The 20471-nt window shown below is 37.6% G+C and carries 16 protein-coding genes and 1 pseudogene; 13 read left to right on the top strand and 4 right to left on the bottom strand.

Annotated elements, in window-relative coordinates:
- Nucleotides 1–17 precede the first annotated feature (17 nt).
- The 8 genes from CRO54_RS10050 to CRO54_RS10015 all read left to right on the top strand — a co-directional run bounded on the left by CRO54_RS10050 (nucleotide 18) and on the right by CRO54_RS10015 (nucleotide 11472).
- Nucleotides 18–836: an N-acetylmuramic acid 6-phosphate etherase gene (locus CRO54_RS10050; protein ID WP_097131555.1), complete on the top strand. Its 819-nt coding sequence runs from the start codon at nucleotides 18–20 to the stop codon at nucleotides 834–836.
- Entirely contained in the window at nucleotides 829–2694 is a 1866-nt protein-coding gene (locus CRO54_RS10045) for a beta-N-acetylhexosaminidase (protein ID WP_171047871.1), read from the top strand. The genes CRO54_RS10050 and CRO54_RS10045 overlap by 8 nt, the downstream gene beginning before the upstream one ends.
- A gap of 15 nt (nucleotides 2695–2709) precedes the next feature.
- Nucleotides 2710–4464 carry a hypothetical protein gene (locus CRO54_RS10040; RefSeq protein WP_097131553.1) on the top strand — a complete coding sequence of 585 codons (1755 nt, stop codon included), beginning with the start codon at nucleotides 2710–2712 and terminating at the stop codon, nucleotides 4462–4464.
- Between the two features lie 4 nt (nucleotides 4465–4468).
- Nucleotides 4469–5731 carry a sugar MFS transporter gene (locus CRO54_RS10035; RefSeq protein WP_097131551.1) on the top strand — a complete coding sequence of 421 codons (1263 nt, stop codon included), beginning with the start codon at nucleotides 4469–4471 and terminating at the stop codon, nucleotides 5729–5731.
- Between the two features lie 106 nt (nucleotides 5732–5837).
- On the top strand, nucleotides 5838–8075 hold the full coding sequence (locus CRO54_RS10030) for an alpha-N-acetylglucosaminidase (protein ID WP_240775073.1): 2238 nt from the start codon (nucleotides 5838–5840) through the stop codon (nucleotides 8073–8075).
- A gap of 16 nt (nucleotides 8076–8091) precedes the next feature.
- A complete protein-coding gene (locus CRO54_RS10025; RefSeq protein ID WP_097132327.1) occupies nucleotides 8092–9207 on the top strand; it encodes a glycoside hydrolase family 43 protein in 1116 nt (371 codons plus the stop codon).
- 10 nt (nucleotides 9208–9217) lie between these two features.
- Nucleotides 9218–10300 (top strand): cellulase family glycosylhydrolase, encoded by a 1083-nt coding sequence (locus tag CRO54_RS10020; protein WP_171047870.1) that lies wholly within the window; start codon nucleotides 9218–9220, stop codon nucleotides 10298–10300.
- Between the two features lie 44 nt (nucleotides 10301–10344).
- Nucleotides 10345–11472, top strand: a complete 1128-nt coding sequence (locus tag CRO54_RS10015) for an aldose epimerase family protein (protein ID WP_097131547.1) — start codon at nucleotides 10345–10347, stop codon at nucleotides 11470–11472.
- Nucleotides 11473–11679: 207 nt separating this feature from the next.
- Here CRO54_RS10015 and CRO54_RS21590 read toward each other — a convergent pair whose 3' ends face one another.
- From CRO54_RS21590 to CRO54_RS10000, 4 genes are all read right to left on the bottom strand, one after another.
- Nucleotides 11680–12075 (bottom strand): SDR family NAD(P)-dependent oxidoreductase, encoded by a 396-nt coding sequence (locus tag CRO54_RS21590; RefSeq protein ID WP_262710527.1) that lies wholly within the window; start codon nucleotides 12073–12075, stop codon nucleotides 11680–11682.
- Nucleotides 12069–12404 (bottom strand): SDR family NAD(P)-dependent oxidoreductase, encoded by a 336-nt coding sequence (locus CRO54_RS21585; RefSeq protein WP_262710526.1) that lies wholly within the window; start codon nucleotides 12402–12404, stop codon nucleotides 12069–12071. Before CRO54_RS21585 ends, CRO54_RS21590 begins: the two co-directional genes overlap by 7 nt.
- A gap of 137 nt (nucleotides 12405–12541) precedes the next feature.
- Nucleotides 12542–12982: a nuclear transport factor 2 family protein gene (locus tag CRO54_RS10005; protein WP_097131545.1), complete on the bottom strand. Its 441-nt coding sequence runs from the start codon at nucleotides 12980–12982 to the stop codon at nucleotides 12542–12544.
- A gap of 36 nt (nucleotides 12983–13018) precedes the next feature.
- Nucleotides 13019–13396 (bottom strand): DoxX family protein, encoded by a 378-nt coding sequence (locus CRO54_RS10000; RefSeq protein ID WP_097131543.1) that lies wholly within the window; start codon nucleotides 13394–13396, stop codon nucleotides 13019–13021.
- Nucleotides 13397–13504: 108 nt separating this feature from the next.
- On the opposite strand from CRO54_RS10000, the gene CRO54_RS09995 reads away from it, so the two are divergent.
- From CRO54_RS09995 to CRO54_RS09975, 5 genes and pseudogenes are all read left to right on the top strand, one after another.
- Complete coding sequence (locus CRO54_RS09995; protein WP_097131541.1) at nucleotides 13505–13909, top strand: winged helix-turn-helix transcriptional regulator; 405 nt, start codon at nucleotides 13505–13507, stop codon at nucleotides 13907–13909.
- 409 nt (nucleotides 13910–14318) lie between these two features.
- A pseudogene (locus CRO54_RS09990) lies at nucleotides 14319–15032 on the top strand (cytochrome-c peroxidase); the annotation flags it as partial.
- Between the two features lie 261 nt (nucleotides 15033–15293).
- A complete protein-coding gene (locus CRO54_RS09985; protein WP_097131537.1) occupies nucleotides 15294–15878 on the top strand; it encodes an RNA polymerase sigma factor in 585 nt (194 codons plus the stop codon).
- 68 nt (nucleotides 15879–15946) lie between these two features.
- Nucleotides 15947–16933, top strand: a complete 987-nt coding sequence (locus CRO54_RS09980; protein WP_097131535.1) for a FecR family protein — start codon at nucleotides 15947–15949, stop codon at nucleotides 16931–16933.
- 195 nt (nucleotides 16934–17128) lie between these two features.
- Entirely contained in the window at nucleotides 17129–20470 is a 3342-nt protein-coding gene (locus tag CRO54_RS09975; protein ID WP_171047869.1) for a SusC/RagA family TonB-linked outer membrane protein, read from the top strand.
- Nucleotide 20471: the final 1 nt, after the last annotated feature.

Below are 20471 nucleotides of genomic sequence, written 5' to 3'. Positions count from 1 at the left end.
CAATTAAAATAACACATATGACACGAATTACAGAACAGCCATCCTTGTATGACCATTTAGAAACCAAGTCGGTAGAAGAATTGACAAGGTACATTAACCAAGAAGATGCTAAAGTGGCCAAAGTTATAGAAGGACAACTTCCAAGTATAAACAAGCTAATTTCAGCTATAGTTGATAAATTGAACGCTGGGGGAAGAATGTTTTACCTTGGGGCCGGTAGCGGTGGTCGTTTATCAGTATTAGATGTAATTGAACTTCCAACCACCTATGGTCTGCCTGAAGGCATTTATAATTCAGTTCTTGCCGGTGGTATCGACCGAATGGCTGATGCGTTAGAAGAAAAAGAAGATGAGCTTGAAGAAGGATGGAATGCCTTGGTAGAGGCAGGAATAAATGCTAACGACATCGTGGTTGGTATTTCGGCCAGTGGAACTACTCCATTTGTGTTAGAAGGTCTCAAAAAATGTAGGTCATTGAATATCACCACAGGATGTATTGTAAGCAATCCTTCTTCACCTATCGCCGAGCATGCAGATTATCCAGTTGAGGTGATTACAGGTCCAGAATTTATTACAGGAAGCACAAGAATGAAATGCGGAACAGCGCAGAAAATGTTATTCGATATGATCTCTACTACAGTTATGATCAGAATTGGACGAATTGAAGGTAATAACATGGTGAATGTAAAACTCATCAACGACAAAATTCTGGATCGCGGGGTTAAAATGTTGATGCAAAAAGCTGAAATAGAAAATTACGACGAAGCGAAATCAATCTTATTGGAGCATGGTAGTGTGAAGGAAGCCATGGAAAGTATAATGAAAAAACATGTTTAATTTATTCAAATACCATATTTTGAAGTACCTACTCATTTGTTTGCTACTCTGTACGGTTACTGCGTACTCACAGAATAACCCAGCCGATTTAGGCATTATACCAGCCCCAGAAAGTGTTACGTTGAAGAAAGGTAATTTTGTAATCGGTGCAAATACACAACTTGTTTATTCAAACGAGCAATCCAAAAAAACAGCGCTTATTTTAAGAGATTATCTTTTAAAAAGCTATGGTTTAAAGTTGCCTGTAGTTAAAGAACTTCAGAATAAACAAGCTTCCGTAATTGCTTTCCGTTATAATAAACAAACAGAAAAGGAAGCTTATCAATTGAACTCGGAGGCAGGGCTTGTGCAGATAATCGGAGAAGAAGCTGGGCTATTTTACGGGCTACAAACCTTAATGCAGTTAATTAAGGTAGATGGGCAGAAGTTACAAGTGCCAGGTGTATTGATTAGCGATAAGCCGAGGTATGCCTATCGTGGTATTATGCAAGATGTTGGCTACCATATCTATCCAGTATCCTTTATTAAAAGCCAGATAGAAATGCTGGCCAAATACAAGATGAATGTGTATCACTGGCACCTTACAGAAGATCACGGATGGCGTATAGAAATTAAAAAGTATCCTAAGCTAACCAGTGTAGGTGCCTATAGGGCCAGCTCACAGATCAGTCATTACGTAGATTCTTTGAGTGGACAGGATCATCTTCCTTACGGTGGATTTTATACTCAAGAAGAAATAAAAGAAGTTGTAGCCTTTGCAGCAGAAAGGCAAGTGACGGTAATTCCAGAAATTGAACTGCCAGGACATTCCGTTGCAGCATTAGCCTCTTATCCTGAATTGGCGTGTGGGGATAATCCAGGGCCGTTTAAGGTAGCCGAAAACTGGGGAATATATGACGATGTTTATTGTGCAGGAAAAGAAAATACATTCAGCTTCTTAGAAGATGTGCTAACGGAAGTAATGGCATTGTTCCCCTCGCCATATATTCACATTGGTGGAGATGAATGCCCTAAAAAACGTTGGCAGGCCTGTAAATATTGCCAGAAGCGGATTAAGGACCAAAACCTTAAAAATGAAGATGAACTACAGAGTTACTTTGTAAAAAGGATTGAAAAATTTGTAAATGCCAAAGGCAGGAAAATTATTGGTTGGGATGAAATTTTAGAAGGGGGGCTTGCTCCAAATGCAACAGTAATGGCTTGGCGCAGTATTGAAGAAGGCATTAAAGCTGCACAGCAGAACCACGATGTAGTGATGTCGCCAATGTCTCATGTTTATTTTGACTTCATTCAAGGTAAACGAGCACTCGAACCCTTGGCCATTGCTTGGGGCTATAATAACTTGGAAAAGGTTTATGCTTATGATCCAACACCAAAAACCTTGTCGCAAGCACAGCAAAAACACATTGTTGGTGTAGAGGCAGCAATATGGACAGAACACATGGATACCTATCGCAAAGTAGAATATATGCTCTATCCCCGTTTAATGGCGCTGGCAGAAATTGCTTGGACAAATCCTTCACAGAAAGATTCAATCAGCTTTTTTGAACATCGTTTGCCCAAACATTTACTTCAATTAGATCAAACAGATAAAATATATCGCGTTCCAGGTCCTATTGGTGTGGCTGATACTACTTTAAAAGGTTCAGTATTTAAAATCAAACTCAAAGTACCTGTAGAAGGAGCGAAGATCTACTACAATTTCGAAGGACAAGATGCAAGAGAGACAGATTATCTGTATGAAAAGCCAATTGATATTATACTTCATCCGGGTGAAAAAAGAGAAATGAAATCTGTAGTAATAACTCCGTCTGGGAAGCGCAGTGTAACTACAACTACCTTATTTGTACATCCATAATATCATCATAGGCACATGAAATTTCAATATCAGCTCATTTTAATCCTGATGTTCTTTGTTGGTCTTGTCAATAGCCCGATCAAAGGGCAGGACGTTTATCTCGCCGGAACGGCGACAGCAAGCATAGAACCTAAATTTCATCCTTTCTCTCTTGCTCTTGCTGGCTATGGTTATCCAAGAGGAGGACGTTTTAGTCTAGAATGGATAAGGACTGATGTGAATTTTAAAAGCTTAATTTCATCTTCAAAGCAACTGCAGAAATGGAGAAAACTTGCTCCGAATGGCATTGCTTTTACCAAAGTAAAACGAACGATATACGCTGTAGACCAAAATGGTAACATAAATTCTGCTGTAGTAGGCGGAAAATCACCATTATGGAAACTACATTCCAAATTGGAAGGTGTAATCAGCTTAACTAATTATAAGGGAAGATTACTTGTGCTAACCGCAAATGATGAAATCTTCCGCTATAACTTGGACAATAACAATGCAACTTGGATAAAAATTGCAAAATTTAACGGATTAACCTATGATGTTCATTTAAAAGCCATTACCGTTGTTAAAGATAAACTATATGGGGTAGACGCTAATAATGTAGTTTTTGAGGGGCAACAAAGAATGGATGGCACACTTGCTGTGAGTGCTGTAGCCATTTCTGCGGGACAAGAAACGGTGGTTATTGTTGGTGCCGATGTTTGTGGCTTTAATCAAGATTTTATTGCTAAAGTAAAACAGGAAATCTATAAGAAGCATCAAATCCTGCCATCAGCAATATTAATTAATGCCTCACATACCCACTTCGCACCATCAACGCAAGACTGGACTACTTGGGGTACACATCAACTTCCTGATTCTGCTTACTTAAACAACGTACTTAAGCCAGCCTTAATTAGCGTAATTAACAGCGCAATGAAAAATAGAAAACCTTCCATGCTTTCTTTTGGTAGAGGCAAAACGGCCATCGGTAAAAATAGAAGTCTCGAAGGTGCTGCGGCTACTTATGATAACGATGTAGATGTACTTAACATTGAACGCAACAAAGATAAACAAAAAACAGCGCTGTTTTTAACTGGATGTCATCCAGTATTTAAAAATGATGGCACTGAAGGATTTACCTTGAGTGCTAATTATCCTGCAGTTACCAGAAACCTGCTTAAACAGGAAGCGGTATTGGATGAAGCCATGTTTATTCAAGGTTGTGGTGGAGACATCAATCCAGTAAGTTCAGACTATAAGCAAACTGGAGCTGATTTAGCTGCCGATGTGAAGGGTGTGTTGAAAGAACCCATGCAACAGTTAAAGGGTAAAATTAGCTTCTACTTAGATTCTATCAATTTTGCTGTTAACAAATGGAGCGATGAGCGTATTCTCGCTTTTAGAAAAACTAACGATAATGGTAAAGGCAATGTGGAGGATGAAAAAAATGTACGTTGGGCAGATTTAATGCTAAAGCGTAGCAAAACTAACACAATGCCGGCAAGTATGCCCGTATATATCCAAACAATCAATATCGGCAATTGGAAACTGATAGGTCTTTCTAGGGAAGTTGTAACAGATTACAGTATTGGGATTAAACAATTATGGCCAGGGAAATTGGTCAGCGTAGCAGGATACAGTAACGATGTATCGAGCTATTTGCCTACTTCAAAACACATAAAATCAGGTACCTATGAAGGTTATGGTTCTTTCTTTTGGTATGGGCAGCCTTCTGTATTTCCTCAAGATGTTTACGAAAAGATCATAAGTACAATAAAGTCTCAAAATCATTAAAAATATGGCTGCCAAACCCGGTTTAAATCCCTTAATTATTATAGGGGTATTGTTTTTTGTTTTTGGTTTTGTAACCTGGCTAAGCGCTGTGCTGATCCCTTATTTACAATTGGCATGTGAGCTCAATAATTTTCAATCTTACTTAGTTGCATTTGCTTTTTACATCTCGTATTTTTTAATGGGCATCCCATCAGGCCGATTATTGAAAAAAACTGGTTTTAAAAATGGGCTATCTATTGGTTTGGTCTTGGTTGCAGCAGGATCTTTGCTGTTTATTCCAGCAGCTTTAGCCAGATATTATCCCTTATTCTTATTAGGTTTATTTGTACAGGGGGCAGGGCTTACCGTTTTGCAAACAGCCTCAAATCCTTATGTAGCCATACTTGGTCCAAAAGAAAGTGCGGCAAGGAGAATAAGTTTTATGGGTATATGTAATGGCATTGCAGGAGCCTTGGCACCAGTAATTCTTGGCGCAGTGATCTTAACCGATGCTGATGCCGTAAAGAACAAGTTAACCTCGTTAAACCCTTCTCAAAAAGTGGTAGAATTAGATGCTTTGGCAGCTAAAGTGATAGTGCCTTACCTAGTAATTACTTTAATTTTAGCAGTGTTAGCTATTGCTATTCGTTTTTCATCGCTTCCTGAAGTTAATGAAGAAATAGAGGAAGATGGCGACGTAACCGAGTATCAAACTAAAACTTCTATTCTTCAATTTCCGCATTTACTGCTAGGTGTGCTCATACTGTTCCTTTACACAGGTGTTGAAGTTATTGCAGGAAATAGTATCATAGGTTACGGGGCATTTCAAGGAGTTCCAATTACGGTTGCTAAATTCTTTACTTCATTCACCTTAATTAGTATGTTAGCCGGTTATCTTATCGGCATAGTTTGCATTCCAAGGTTTTTTAGTCAACAAACTGCACTCAAAATATCAGCAGTGCTTGGAATATTGTTTGCCGTCATCGCCATTTTTACGAGTGGTATCATATCGGTAGTATTTGTTGCCTTGCTCGGATTGGCCAATTCTTTAATGTGGCCCTCTATTTGGCCATTGGCCATTGCGGGATTGGGCAGATTTACCAAGGTAGGATCTTCTTTACTAGTGATGGCCATTTCCGGCGCAGCGTTAATTCCATTATTGTATGGCTACCTTACTGATCATTTCAATCCTCAACAAGCCTATTGGATTGTAATTCCATGCTATTTAGCTATAGGTTATTATGCCATAGCGGGACACAAACTTGGTAAACAAAAGGTAAATAAATGACTCCCAAAAGTAATCAAGCAGAGTCTCAACCTAACTCATTTCCAAACTTGTCGATTATCATATCAATCTTGAAAATATTTATACCTGAAACACACTAAAATAAAATATGAAACATACACACAAATTATGGCTTTATTGTATAGGGATGCTATTGCTCTGTGCAACTAGTACTGCTGCAAATCAGGAAAGTAAAATTATAACTGAAAGTTTAAATAAAGAAGCTAGTTATGCTTTAGTCAAACGTGTCATTCCCAAATTTCATGATCGTTTTGTAATTGAATTTATCGCAAAAGATAATGATAAAGACGTTTTTGAATTAGAAAGTAAAAATGGGAAAATCATTCTAAGAGGAAACCATGGGGTTTCCGTTGCAAGTGCATTAAACTATTATCTGAAAAATTATGCACATTGTGATATCAGTTGGAATGGAAATAACCTGAATTTGCTGAAAGAGCTACCAGTAGTCCCCGCAAAGTTACATCAGGCTACACCTTACAAATACAGGCATTATTTTAACTACTGCACTTTCAATTATACTGCCGCTTGGTGGGACTGGGAACGTTGGCAACAGGAAATAGATTTTATGGCTTTGAATGGGATCAATATGCCATTGGCGATGACCGGCCAGAATGCGCTTTGGTACCGTGTTTATAAAGATATGGGCTTTACCTATAAAGATATGGATGCCTTTTTCTCCGGACCAGCTTACTTTATGTGGTTCTGGGCTGGAAACTTAGATGGTTGGGGCGGACCATTGCCCAAATCTTGGATGGATAGCCATGAAGAACTTCAAAAGAAAATTTTGGCTCGCGAACGTGAACTGGGGATGACACCAATTCTTCCTGCATTTACAGGACATGTTCCTCCTGCATTTAAAGACCGTTTCCCGCAAGCAAAACTGCAAAAAACAAATTGGGAGGGGAGGTTCGCAGATACCTATATCCTAGACCCAAAAGACCCAATGTTTCAAGAAATAGGACGTAAGTTTATTGAAGAACAAACAAAGACCTTTGGAACAGACCATTTGTATGGTGCAGATACTTTTAATGAAATGTATCCTCCTAGTAAAGACCCTGCTTATTTAGCCGAATCTAGCAATGCCGTTTATAAATCGATGGCAGCAGCCGATCCTGAGGCAGTATGGATAATGCAAGGTTGGACTTTTTGGGATAAAAGAGATTTCTGGAAACCGGAACAACTAAAAAGCTATTTAAATGCCGTACCAACAGATAAATTGATTGTTTTAGACTTATGGAGCGAAGTGCAGCCTATCTGGGACAAAACTGAAGCCTACTACGGCAAACAATGGATATGGTGCATGCTGCATAATTTCGGCGGTAAAATCAACATGTTTGGCGATATGGATAAAATATCGATAGCACCTTCAGCAACCTTTCATGATCCTAAAGCAGGTAACATGATTGGAATAGGGGTTGTGCCAGAAGGTATTGAACAAAATCCGGCTATATATGCACTAATGTTGGATCATGTATGGAGAGATCAGGTTATTGATGCTGATGACTGGGTTAAAGATTACATATTGCGCCGATATGGGAAAAAGGATGTCAACGTGGAAAAGGCTTGGAATATATTACATTATACCGTGTACACTGCCGATGGTGGACATGAAAGTATAGTGACCGGTAGGCCAACTTTTAAAAAGAGCACCGATTGGACCGATACCGAAATGCCTTATAAATTAATAGATCTGGTTCCAGCTTGGGATCATCTGATTAAGGCATCGCCAAATTTTAAAGATGTTGATGGATTTCAGTATGATCTGGTTGATTTAAGCCGTCAAATTATGGCCGATTATGCCAGTATTTTACAACAAGATATTGCTATAGCCTATCAAAATAAAAACATGAAGGCATTCCAGTTGAAAAGCAGTCAATTTTTGGAATTGATCAAAGACATGGATAAACTCTTAGCCACCAGAAAAGATTTTTTGTTGGGCAAGTGGTTAAATGATGCTAAAAGATGGGGCACCAACGATGCGGAAAAAGCATTGTATGAAAAAAATGCAAGAAATCTGATTACGCTTTGGGGAGACAAAGATGCTTCATTACATGAGTATGCCAATAAACAATGGTCTGGTTTACTAAATGGTTTTTATTTACCAAGATGGCAACAATTTTTTAAAGAAGTAACCTCAAAGATGAGCCGTAACCAGAAATTTAATGAAGATACTTTTAATGAAAAGATTAAAGTATGGGAATGGAACTGGGTGAATGGAAAAGAACTGTATAGTGAAACGCCAAAAGGAGATCCCGTAACTGTTTCAAAAATGATGTACCAGAAATATGCAATGGTCATTAAAGCAGCATCCAAAAAACAAAAATAGAATTGAACATTACCAGATGAAAATAAGCCAACATGTAGCAAAAAAAACGACCAAACGCCTGTTATGGTGTTTGGTCTTCTTTACCATCTATGGTTTCAGTACCAGTACCGCTCAAATTAGAACTAAGTCAGCAACATTTACAAATCCTATTGGTAATGGGGCAGATCCATGGGTAATCCACCATAATGGTTACTATTATGTTTGCCAGAGTAATGGCAATATTGATAGTAAAGGGATATCTGTTCGCAAATCGAAAAGATTAAGCCAATTAGGAAAACCTGTCACGGTTTGGGAAACGCCATCTAAAGGGTGGAACAGTAGCCAAGTTTGGGCACCTGAACTGCATTATTTCAATAACAAATGGTATATTTATTATGCAGCTGGTGAAGCTGGGCCGCCTTATATTCATCAACGGTCTGGTGTGCTCGAATCTGTAACTGATGATCCACAAGGAGAATATATAGACAAAGGGATCTTAAATACAGGTGTAGATAAACAGGATGAAACAGGAACCATTTGGGCAATTGACGTAACTATTGGTACTATTGGTGGAAAACTCTATGCCGTATGGTCTGGTTGGGAAAAGAATGCAACCACTGATAAAACTTCCCAACATCTTTATATTGCCGAAATGAGTAACCCTTGGACAATTAGTTCCACTCGGGTGAAAATATCAAGTCCAGACCAATCTTGGGAAAAAGGCGGGGAGTTAGACCTAAACGAAGGCCCACAATTTCTAATGAGAAACAATCAGGTCTTTATCATTTATTCAACTAGAGAATCATGGATGCCAGAATACCGACTAGGGCAGCTGAAATTAAAGGATACTTCTAAATCCCCACTTGATGTTACAAATTGGGAAAAGAGCGGTCCCGTTTTTCAGGGTACATCAGCGGTGCTAGGGACAGGACATGCTAGTTTTACCCAATCTCCAGATGGTAAAGAATGGTGGATATTTTACCATGCCAAGAAAAGTACAACTCCTGGATGGGCAAGGGATCTACGGTTGCAGCAATTTACTTGGAGGGCAGATGGAAGCCCTGATTTTGGTAGTCCAATTCCTGCAGGTGTTCCAATAAAAGTTCCTTCGGGAGAGCGGAAGAGTAATATCAGTAGAACTAAGAACCGATAACCTAAATATGATGAACTTCAAAAAGACTATACTACTCCTTTTAATTCTTATTGGAATAAGAGAGGGTAACGCACAACAATTAAAAACTGATATTAGCTATGGTAAGAAGTGGACAGCCGCACAGGCCAATACATGGTATGCACAACAGCAATGGATAGTTGGTGCCAACTTTCTTCCCTCCACAGCCATAAATCAGTTGGAAATGTGGCAGACAGATACGTTTGATCCCAAAACTATAGAAAAGGAGTTGGGATGGGCTTCAAAAATTGGCATGAATACCATGCGAGTATACCTGCATAGTTTAGCGTGGAAAGAAGATCCCGAAGGTTTTAAAAAACGGATGGATGAATATTTGAAAATAGCGGATAAACAAAGGATAAAAACCATATTTGTTTTCTTTGATGATTGCTGGAATAAAGAAGGAAAACCAGGAAAACAACCTACTCCAAAGGCTGGTATCCACAATTCTGGCTGGGTACAAGATCCAGGGCAACCGATGTCAAGTGATCCGAAGTTTTTTCCTGAACTAGAAAAATATGTGAAGGACGTGTTAGTCCGTTTTGGCAAGGATAAACGCATTTTACTATGGGATCTTTACAATGAGCCGGGTAACTCTGACAAGGGAAATGAATCGCTTCCGCTTCTAAAACATATATTTTCTTGGGCGAGGGCTGTAAACCCAGAGCAGCCTATTAGCTCAGGAATTTGGAAATGGGATTTGGAAGAACTGAATGCCTTTCAGATCGAAAACTCTGACGTGATTACTTATCATGATTATGAAGAACCGGCATGGCATTTAAGGGTAATTCAAATGCTAAAAACACACGGACGACCCTTGATATGCACGGAATATATGGCAAGAACTCGTAACAGTAGATTTTCTAATATCTTACCTATGCTCAAAAAGGAAAATGTAGCAGCAATAAACTGGGGCCTGGTTGCTGGAAAATCCAATACAATTTATGTCTGGGACACTCCAATACCTACAGGAAAGCAACCCATAGAATGGTTTCATGATATTTTTAAAGCAGATGGAACGCCGTACCGTCAAGATGAAGTTGATCTCATTAAAGATTTAACCTCAATAGAGTAAAACGATATAATGCGCAAAAGTTCATTTGAAAAAAATCATACGCTATGAAAAAAATAATGTTTTTTACACTTTTAATAAGTCTCTTTTCTTGTTCTGAAAATGAAGATAAGCCTACATTATTGGAAGAAAAGGCTTTTTATGCCGAAGTAGATGGTAAAAAAGTGAGTCTGTATACTTTGGAATCAAAAACTGGATTGGTTTTACAAGTGACCAATTTTGGTCTTCGAGTTGTGTCGCTGTGGGCTCCAGATAAAAATGGAAAGTTTGATGATGTTACCGTAGGTTACGAAAATATTGATAGGTACATCAACAATTCTGGAGAGCGTTTTCTAGGCCCAATAGTTGGTCGCTACGCTAATAGAATAGCCAAAGGAAAATTTAGCTTAGACGGAAAAACCTACCAATTGCCTATCAATAATAATGGCCAGGCACTGCATGGTGGTTTAAAAGGCTTGGATATGGTAGTTTGGAATGTAGATAGCCTGAGCAAAAACACTATTTATTTTTCTTACCTATCGCCAAGTGGCGAAGAAGGTTTTCCTGGAAACTTGAAAATAAAAGTACAGTATAGTCTAACGGATGATAATGAATTTAAAATTAACTACCAGGCCACCACAGATGCGCCTACAGTAGTAAATTTGTCTAGCCATACCTTTTTCAATTTAAAAGGTGAAGCCAAAGGAACAATTACAGATCATTTATTGACGATTTACGGCAGCCATATTACTCCAGTAGATAGTGTTTTAATTCCTACTGGAGAAATTGCTCCTGTAGCTAATACCCCTTTTGATTTTAGAACATCAAAAGCAATCGGTGAGCATATTGATCAAAAAGATCAGCAACTTAAAAATGGTTTAGGTTACGACCATAATTGGGTGTTGGATAAAAAAGGTACAGATAGTATTCAACTTGCTGCTGAAGTTTTTGAGCCTGTAAGCGGTAGGTTAATGCAAATTTACACTGACCAACCTGGTTTACAGTTTTACAGCGGTAATTTCTTCGATGGGAAAACCAAAGGTAAGTATGGTAAAGCAATTAAACATAGAGAGGCCGTAGCATTAGAGACGCAGAAATTTCCCGATAGTCCCAATCATCCTAATTTTCCATCTACAAGGTTAAATCCAGGGCAAGTTTATACCCAAACTTGTATCTATAAATTTTCGGTTAGATAGAAATAATAAAGAAAAAAGTATGCTTAGGTTGATTTATCTACTTATGGAATGGAATTGTAGAATATTCCAAAACTGACCCCTGCTTAACAGCTCATTTTTTAAAAGTTAAAGCGATAACCTCCGATTATAATTAGCAAAAATGGTAACGCAGTAAGAAAGTTTTTTGTCCTTTTTTAAATACCGATTATCTAAATATATTGTTTTATGCTAAATGTATACACCCGACACTTCTATAAATTGACCAGTAATGGTGGAGGCATCATCAGAAACTAAAAATACAACTGTATTTCCAATATCTTCAGGTGTAGCCATTCGTCCAAGACTACATCTTTTAATCGTCCCTTTGATCACGTCTGAATCGACGTCAATTCCCAATTTCGCAACACCTTCGGTAACTACACCGTCAGGCTGGATTGAGTTTACTCTTATATTCTTCGGGCCTAGTTCTTGCGAAAGAGAAATAGTAATAGAATCTACAGCTCCTTTGGATGCTCCATAAACTGTAGAATAAGGGTCTGGTCTTTTACTTGCATACGAACCGATATTAATGATGCTACCACCGTTATCACCAAAGGTTTTTACAGCCTCATTTGAGGTTAACAAAGTACATTAATGTCAAAAACTCGTCTGTATGAATCTTCTGTAAATCCATCTAGTGGTGCGAACTCATAAATGCCAGCATTATTGATCAAAGAATCCAACTTGCCAAATGTTTGAACAGTTTCTTTGAACAAACGTTGTACATCTTCTTTTTTCGCTATATCAGCTTGTATCGCTGTAGCAAAGCCACCTTGTTTTGTGATCTCAGCTACCACTGTATCTGCTCCATCTTTACTTGAAGCATAGTTGACCACCACTTTTGCAATACCCGCTCCAATGCCTTTTGATGCTCCGGTTACTATTACTACCTTGTTTTCTAATTGATTACTCATTCTATTTAAATTTTTATTAAGGAAAACTTAATGCTTTCAGGTTCAGTAAAAATACCCGTACCAAAGCAAGTCGTATCCATTTTGTGTGTGTACTAGTTATCTTGAGAAAATTTTGTAAACTCTGTAATTAACTACAGTTAAGGGTTAAATGACCTTGTTTCTACCAATACAAAATGTGCAACCCGGTCTTTTATCAGCCATTTCCCATTTTGAAATACATAAGTATCATCATATTTTACACTATAATCTGAAATCAGGTCTTTCCCCTCCGCCTCTCTGATCATTTTAATTTGTGTAAAGGATACGCCCGATGCGCTATCACCCGCCAATTGTACCGTATGTTGTCCATTCAATGTAAAGTAAGTCTTTACTTGTGAAGAGTGTAGGTTAAAGTCTCTTTCCATGTCTGCCCTTCCTGATACATCAGCCACCAATACTTCATTCATATAGACTTTGTAGGTTAAGTCTGCGGTGAATAAGTCCATTTGTTGGGATATCTTTTTCTCATCTCCCAAATAAGCATAGTTATCAACTAGGTTTCTGAGTTCTTCTCTGGTTTTTAAAATTTCCAATGTCATTTTTTTATTGATTTAAATTAATAATACTTTAATGAATTATATTGATTCTGAAGTGCCGAGAAACAAAGAACGATCTCGCAAACAAGCTGTTATCCATACTAAGGTCAATGGAATCGCAGGATTAAGCATCGATCCGCCGTGTGATAATTCGGTTGCCATAGCACCCGCCAAATAGCAGCTGGTTAAAATAAATCCAATGCGCATTGTTTTTGGGAATGCATATAATGAGATAAATGCTATTTCCATCAAGCCAAGTGTCGTAGCCGAATTGGGTAGATTGAATTTGGCTAGGCCTTCCACTGACCAAGGAAGTTGGATTGCTTTCATCAGTCCGCTTAAACCAATCATGAGTATGACCAAAATAGTCAATCCGTTAGTAATGATTTTTTTTGTATTTAGATTTTTCAATTCCATAATTTTATTGATTTGAATTGTGCTTAATTATTATTGCACAAAAATATATTACATTTGCTTACTATTTGTTAGTGGTTACCTAAAGGTTACCAAGTAATTAAAAATAATATGTCAGATTTAGGAGAAAATCAAGTTGAAAATAATGCATTCACGGAGGAATGCCATACGGTATTAAATGCAGTGAGCGATGCATTGTATGCTATCGGAGGAAAATGGAAACTGATGATCATTATTGCAATGGCAAGAGGCAACAAAAGATTTACTGAAATACAAAGACAAGTAACAGGGATCTCAGCAAGAGTACTTTCTAGTGAATTAAAAGAATTGGAAATGAATGGATTTATCGTCAAGAAAGTTGAGAATGGTTATCCAGTTACAATCGAATATGAATTACTAGCATATAGTGAAACTTTGGAAGAAGTAGTAGGAGCTATGACTAAATGGGGAATGCAACACCGTGCAAAGATCAAAAGTGAACGTTCCTCGAAAGTACTAAATAATGAATTGGGATAATTTTTGCTCTATAAGACCAGGATTGGAGGTAATAGCGTTTTATTAATTATAACAAAGACCTGTATTTTTGGAATTATCCTTCTAATATATATATTCCTGGGAAGATAATGTTTTAGGGTAAGTTATAACTCCTCGAGGACGAATTATTTTATGAACTTCACACTGTTAAATTCGTAATTGTTCAGTTAGTAAATGAAGCTACCAAACTCAGCCATTAGGCACAAAGATTTTTATAAAGTCTAACAGTAAAAAAGGTTAAAAAAGCAATTATTTTGAATAAAATTGCCAATAATTATAAAATTTTATTTTTTGATAATAATGTGATTGCCACAAAATAGATTTAAAATGCCTATTTAAAGCAGTTTAGACTGCTTTTTTTGTTTATCTTTAATTTAAATACCTTTGGGATGGCCGTGCCGCGTCTTTGGAAGAACAGACCAAAGGGTCTCTCGCCAATCCGAAAGAAATGAACGCAGATTTGAGTAAACTTCCAGCCAAGTTACATCATATTCCAGCTTACCAACCTTTTTTTAAAGAGGCAATTGCCACGGAGCAACCTAGCTTAGATCAATTGGTTCATGCCATTGCCACTTTCCAACGTAGAATCAAAACTTCACGTAGTAATTTCGATAGATTTGTACGGGGAGATACAGCAGCATTAAATGATCAACAGATGTTAGGCTTGCATCTTTATCGAACCAAAGCAAGATGTATCAACTGCCATAGTGGACCATTGTTCTCGGACCAGAATTTTCATAACATCGGTTTTACACTTTATGGAGAAGCAAAGGAAGATTTGGGAAGATATGCGGTTACTAAGCAGGCGGAAGATGTGGGTAAGTTTAAAACGCCGTCGCTGCGTAATACTACCCGCACTGGACCTTGTTTGCATAACGGGATGTTTCAAGATTTACGTGGTCTAGTTAATACTTACAATAACGGTATGCCACATCCAAAACGAAAAGCAAATCAGTTGCAAGATCAGTTGTTCCCCGAGACTTCGACACATCTTAAGCCTTTGGCGCTTTCTGTAGCGGAAAGAGATGCATTAATCGCATTTTTGGAATCTATCAGTACGTTGCCTTACCCTGTTAATAGACCTAGTCTTCCAGGTTTAGATTAGATTTTTATGGCAACTTAGTTTTTAATATGAGCATTTGAGTAAGTGAAATAATTTCTTAAAAGCCTTTAAATACTTATTTATAGACTTTTTTTATTTTTAATCTTTTCCGAGAAAAAATATTTAGAGGTGATGTTTTTTTTAAAAAATTGATTTAGGTTTGACAACATTAATAGGCCTTGATTTGCTTTTTGTGTAACATTCATGATGGTTTTTAGCTATAAATTCATTTCTTTGTATTAAGCATTAGCTACTTTAACCTAAATGACTGATTTTACCGACGAAGATTTATTAGCATTGTTGAAAAACGATGATGAGAAGGCCTTTGGTTTGCTCTATGATCGGTATTGGGAACGAATGATTGCCAAATCTTATGCTGCATTAGGCTCTCATGTCGATGCAGAAGAAATAGTTCAGGATACTTTCATCAATCTTTGGAAAAAACGTCATAACCTTGAAATTAAATACAGCTTTAAAACTTATATCTCTGCTGTAGTTAAATATGAGATTTACGCCAAAATAGCTGGACTGAAAAAGAGGAAAGATCAGGCAGGAGTAGAAGCGGATAATATTGATCTTATAGATGATTCTACCCAGCAATGGTTAGAGTTTGATGAGCTAAGAAACTACATTGAAACGGCTATGAATGTATTGCCAGAGAAATGCAGATTGGTTTTTAGTCTCAGCAGATTTGATGAGTTAAGCAATGAGGAAATAGCACAATCACTAAATCTCTCCAAAAAAACGGTGGAAGCACATATCACCAAAGCGCTAAAAACTTTAAGAGACAATATGGGAAATATTAGCAGTTACAATGCTTTTCTCATCCTATTCCTTTTAAAAAAATAAAAATATTTCATTTCCACTAAGGGTAGTGAGTTAAATATGTACGCTATGTAGTAAAGCGCTACATAGAAATGAATAACCACATACCAAACAATATACAGGAACTAATAGCAAAAGCACTAAAGGGACAAATTTCTGAAGAGGAAAATGAACTTCTAGAACTTTGGTATAACCAAGCATTACCAGATCAGGTTGAATGGAAAGGTGCTGAGAAAAATGCTCCTGAGCTAAAGCATAAAATTTTTAATCAAATTACTTCTCAAATTCAGGTCAATAGACCTACAGTTAAGTTGCTACTTTATAAGTATGTTTTATTCAGAGTAGCAGCTAGTGTTGTCTTGGTAGCAGGTTTGGCTTACTATTTTGGGAATAAGAAAGATGTGGTTGATGAGCAATTGGTTTCTACCCAAGAAAATGGTGTAAAGAAAATTATCCTACCAGATAGCAGTATTGTTTGGTTAAAAGGAAAATCAACATTACTTTATCCTGAGCATTTTACAGATAGTATTAGGGTTGTCGAATTGAATGGCGAAGCACTCTTTGAAGTCGCTAAAGATAAAGATCATCCATTTATAATTAAGACAGGTAATTATTCTACCAGAGTATTAGGGACAAGCTTTAACCTAAATACAAGAAATAAGAACTACAACTTGATTGTGCTTACGGGGAAAGTTCAGGTAAATGAATTAGATCCTGTAAACAATACCAATAAAGTTTTGGCAGTTGTGACGCCTAACCAACGTTTCGATCGTTTAGAACAATCTAAAGGAGAGATAAGTGCTCCTGAGGAAGTAGAGAAAATCACGGTAACCAAGGGTACTGAATATCCTATGTATTTCATGCATACTCCATTCAGTGAAATTATGGATAGGATAGAGCGTAAATTCAATATGAAGTTTGCAAAGGCAGATTACAGCAGTTATGCTACTTGCAATATCAATGCAGATTTAACTGATCAATCATTAAAAAATTCATTAGAGATTTTGGCTGCTGCAATGGGAGCTCAATATAAAATAGAAAATCAAACAATTATGATAGAAGGAGGCGGATGCAGATAGTGTAAAAATAAAAACAGGAGTGCTACCAACACCCCTGTATAAACGGTCATAGAATCAATAGTTTCAATTAACCCATAAACCATACAAATGTATAAGAAAATCTTTACATGGCATTGCTATGCTGTGAAAGATATGCGATCTACCATAAAAGCATGTCTTATAAGCAGCAACACTAAACAACTACTAACTAAACTTATGCGTATTTCCTTTGCATACATGCTAATCTTGTCCCTTAGTTTAGGGACGTGTTTTGCCGTAAAAGTAAATGCGCAGGAAGCCTTAAAAGCAAAAGTAGCGGGAGTTTTTAAGGATGCTTCTCTAGAGCAGGTTTTACAGCAACTCGGCAAAAGTGCCAAAGTAAAATTTGTGTATAGTGATGCGATCATTAGCGCTAAACCAAGCGTAAGTACCAGCTTCAATAATATTTCCCTAGCTGATGCTTTAAATAGCATTTTGGAAAGCCGAAATATTCGCTACGAGGTATTTAACGAACAGTTCATCGTATTAAAGCCCAAGATAGAAACCAAACAAACAGAAAAAAAAGAAGAGGAACGCATTACATCATTTCGCGGAGCTTACTACCATTTAGTTTCGGGAACGGTAAAAGATGAATTAGGTAAGCCAATTCCAGGAGTTTCGGTTAGGGTGAAAGACAGTACTGCCGTAGCTACTACAGGCACTACTGGCTATTTTGCAATGAGTGTAGCAAATAAAAATTCTACTTTGATTTTTAGCTATATCGGTTATAAGACCAGGCAACTACCCGCCGATAAGGATATGCAGGTGTCATTGGAGCCAGACCCATCCAAATTAGATGAAGTAGTGGTGATGGGGTATGGAACAACTACTAGGAGAACAAGTACAGGTTCGCAGTCCGGCATTAGTGCTAAAGAGATCGAAAAGCAACCTGTAACTAACTTATTGCAAGCTATGCAGGGCAGAATGCCCGGTGTTGCTATCACCCAAACCAACGGTATGCCTGGTGCAGCTATTAACGTGCAAATTAGAGGTGCAAACTCAATCGGTAAAACTAATAGACCATTATATATTGTAGATGATGTTCCATATTTATCGGAGTCGATTAACTTGGCTGCCTCTGCAGCTGGTAGCTCGGGCTTGCCGTCTGCCGAAGGACAAACCAGTCCTCTAAATACCATTAATCCAGCAGATATTGAAAGTATTGAAGTTTTAAAAGACGCCGATGCAACTTCAATTTATGGTTCTAGAGCTGCAAATGGTGTGGTTTTAATTACCACTAAAAAAGGAAAATCTGGCAAAACTAAAGTAGGCATCAACGCTTCTACAGGAGCGTCAGTAGTGGCGCATTTTGTAGATATGCTACAAACAGACCAGTATTTAGCATTACGTAGAAAAGGTTATGCCAACAGCACTACAAACCCAGTTGCGCCATCTATCACTACTGCGCCAGATTTATTGGTGTGGAGCCAAACGGATAATACAGATTGGCAAAGAGAAATTTTAGGCGGTACAGCAAGAACTCACGACATCAATGCAAATGTATCTGGTGGCGATGCTCGTACCAATTTTTACGTAAGCGGAACTTACCATAAAGAAGGTAACGTATATCCTGGGGATCAAGGTTATCAGCGTGGCGGTGTAAACTTAAATCTTAACCACAGTTCTTTGAATCAAAGGTTTACTTTGGGCATATCGGCAATTTACTCTACTGATAGAAATGATGTTTCTACCACAGATTTAGCAACTTATGCTTATAACTTGCCGCCAAATTATCCGCTTTACAATCCAAATGGTACTTTATATTGGTACGCTGGTTTAAACAATCCACTAGGATTTTTAAATCAAACTAATGATAACAGAACTAGTAATTTGTTATCTAATCTGAATTTGAAATACAATATTTTAAAAGGCTTAGATTTTAAAACTACGTTAGGTTACAGCAAAACAGACGCTAAACAAATCGTAATTAGACCGTTAACATCTATGAACACGGCTTATGCTGTACCTACGTCTGGGTCGGCTAGTTACGCTTACACCTACACTAATACTTTTATTGTTGAACCTCAACTTACTTATACGCGTAAAGCTTGGATAGGTAATTTAAATTTTTTGGCTGGTGGAACTTATCAATACAGAAAATCTGAGCAACCGTACTATTCAAATGCTACAGGTTTTTCTTCTGATGATTTCTTGAGAAACCTTTCGGCCGCAACAACTGTATCTACAAGTGCTTCTTCTAAGGAGTTTAAATACGCCTCTTTATTTGCTAGAGCTAACTACAATATCGAGAACAAGTATATCCTAAATCTTAATTTTAGAAGAGACGGTTCTTCTAGGTTTGGACCAAACAAAAAATTTGGAAATTTCGGTTCGGTAGGTGCTGCTTGGATATTTTCGGAAGAAAAATTCCTTAAAAACAAAGCTTCTTGGTTCAGTTTTGGTAAACTACGTGGAAGTTACGGTACAGTAGGTAGCGATGAGATTGGCGACTACGCCTACTTAGCCACTTATTCAACTTCTACCGCAGTTTATAATGGTATGTCGAGTTTAAATCCATCAAGAATTGCTAACGCAGATTATCGTTGGGAAGAAACTAAAAAGTTAGAGGCAGGTTTAGAATTAGGCTTCTTTAAAGACAGGTTATCATTGGTAGCTTCTTACTACCGTAATAGGACTGGAAATCAGCTGATTAATTATCTGTTAAGTCCGCAAACTGGATTTACGGGTTACCAAAGTAACCTTCCGGCAACGGTACAAAACTCTGGTGTTGAATTAAGTTTAATCACTCAGAACATTAAAAAAGCACATTTTTCTTGGAACACTACATTTAATATAAGTAAAAATGAAAACAAATTACTATCGTTCCCTAACATAGAAAAAACTTCTTATTATACGACTTATTTGGTGGGTAGACCCATTAGTTTTATCACAGCTTATAAGTTTACAGGTATAGATCCTGTTACTAATTTGCCAGCATTTGCTGATTTAAATGGTACAGGCGGTACAGCTACTCCAACAACTGGCTTGTCTGAAATTGGTAGGGGCGACCGTTATGTAGTGGCAAGTGCTTACCCTAAGTTTTTTGGAGGAATTAGCAATACTTTTAGTTACAAAGGGTTAACTTTTGATTTTACTTTCCAATTTGTTAAACAGACAGGAAGAAGTTTGGCAGGATCATCATTTTATCCGCCAGGCTACATGTACAACGCAGCTGCCAGTGTAGTAAATAGCTATTTGGCTTTAGGTTCTCAAGATTATTTAGTTACCGCAGGCACAGCAGGTACTAATGGTAGGCCAGCTTATTTCGGCTACAGTAACTGGACTGGCTCTGATGCAAACATTGTTGATGCCTCTTTTATCAGATTAAAAAATGTGAATTTATCTTACAATCTGCCATCAACATGGTTGCAGAAAGTAAATGTGCAGAATGTAAGAATTTTTACGCAAGCACAAAATCTATTCACCATTACTGGTTACGAAGGCTTCGATCCTGAGTCGCAAGGTGTAGCTACACCGCCATTACGTACGGTGGTAGCAGGTTTACAATTTACTTTTTAAC

This window comes from Pedobacter xixiisoli, assembly GCF_900215335.1.
GTDB lineage: Bacteria > Bacteroidota > Bacteroidia > Sphingobacteriales > Sphingobacteriaceae > Pedobacter > Pedobacter xixiisoli.
This window is presented reverse-complemented; position numbering and strand designations above follow the sequence as displayed.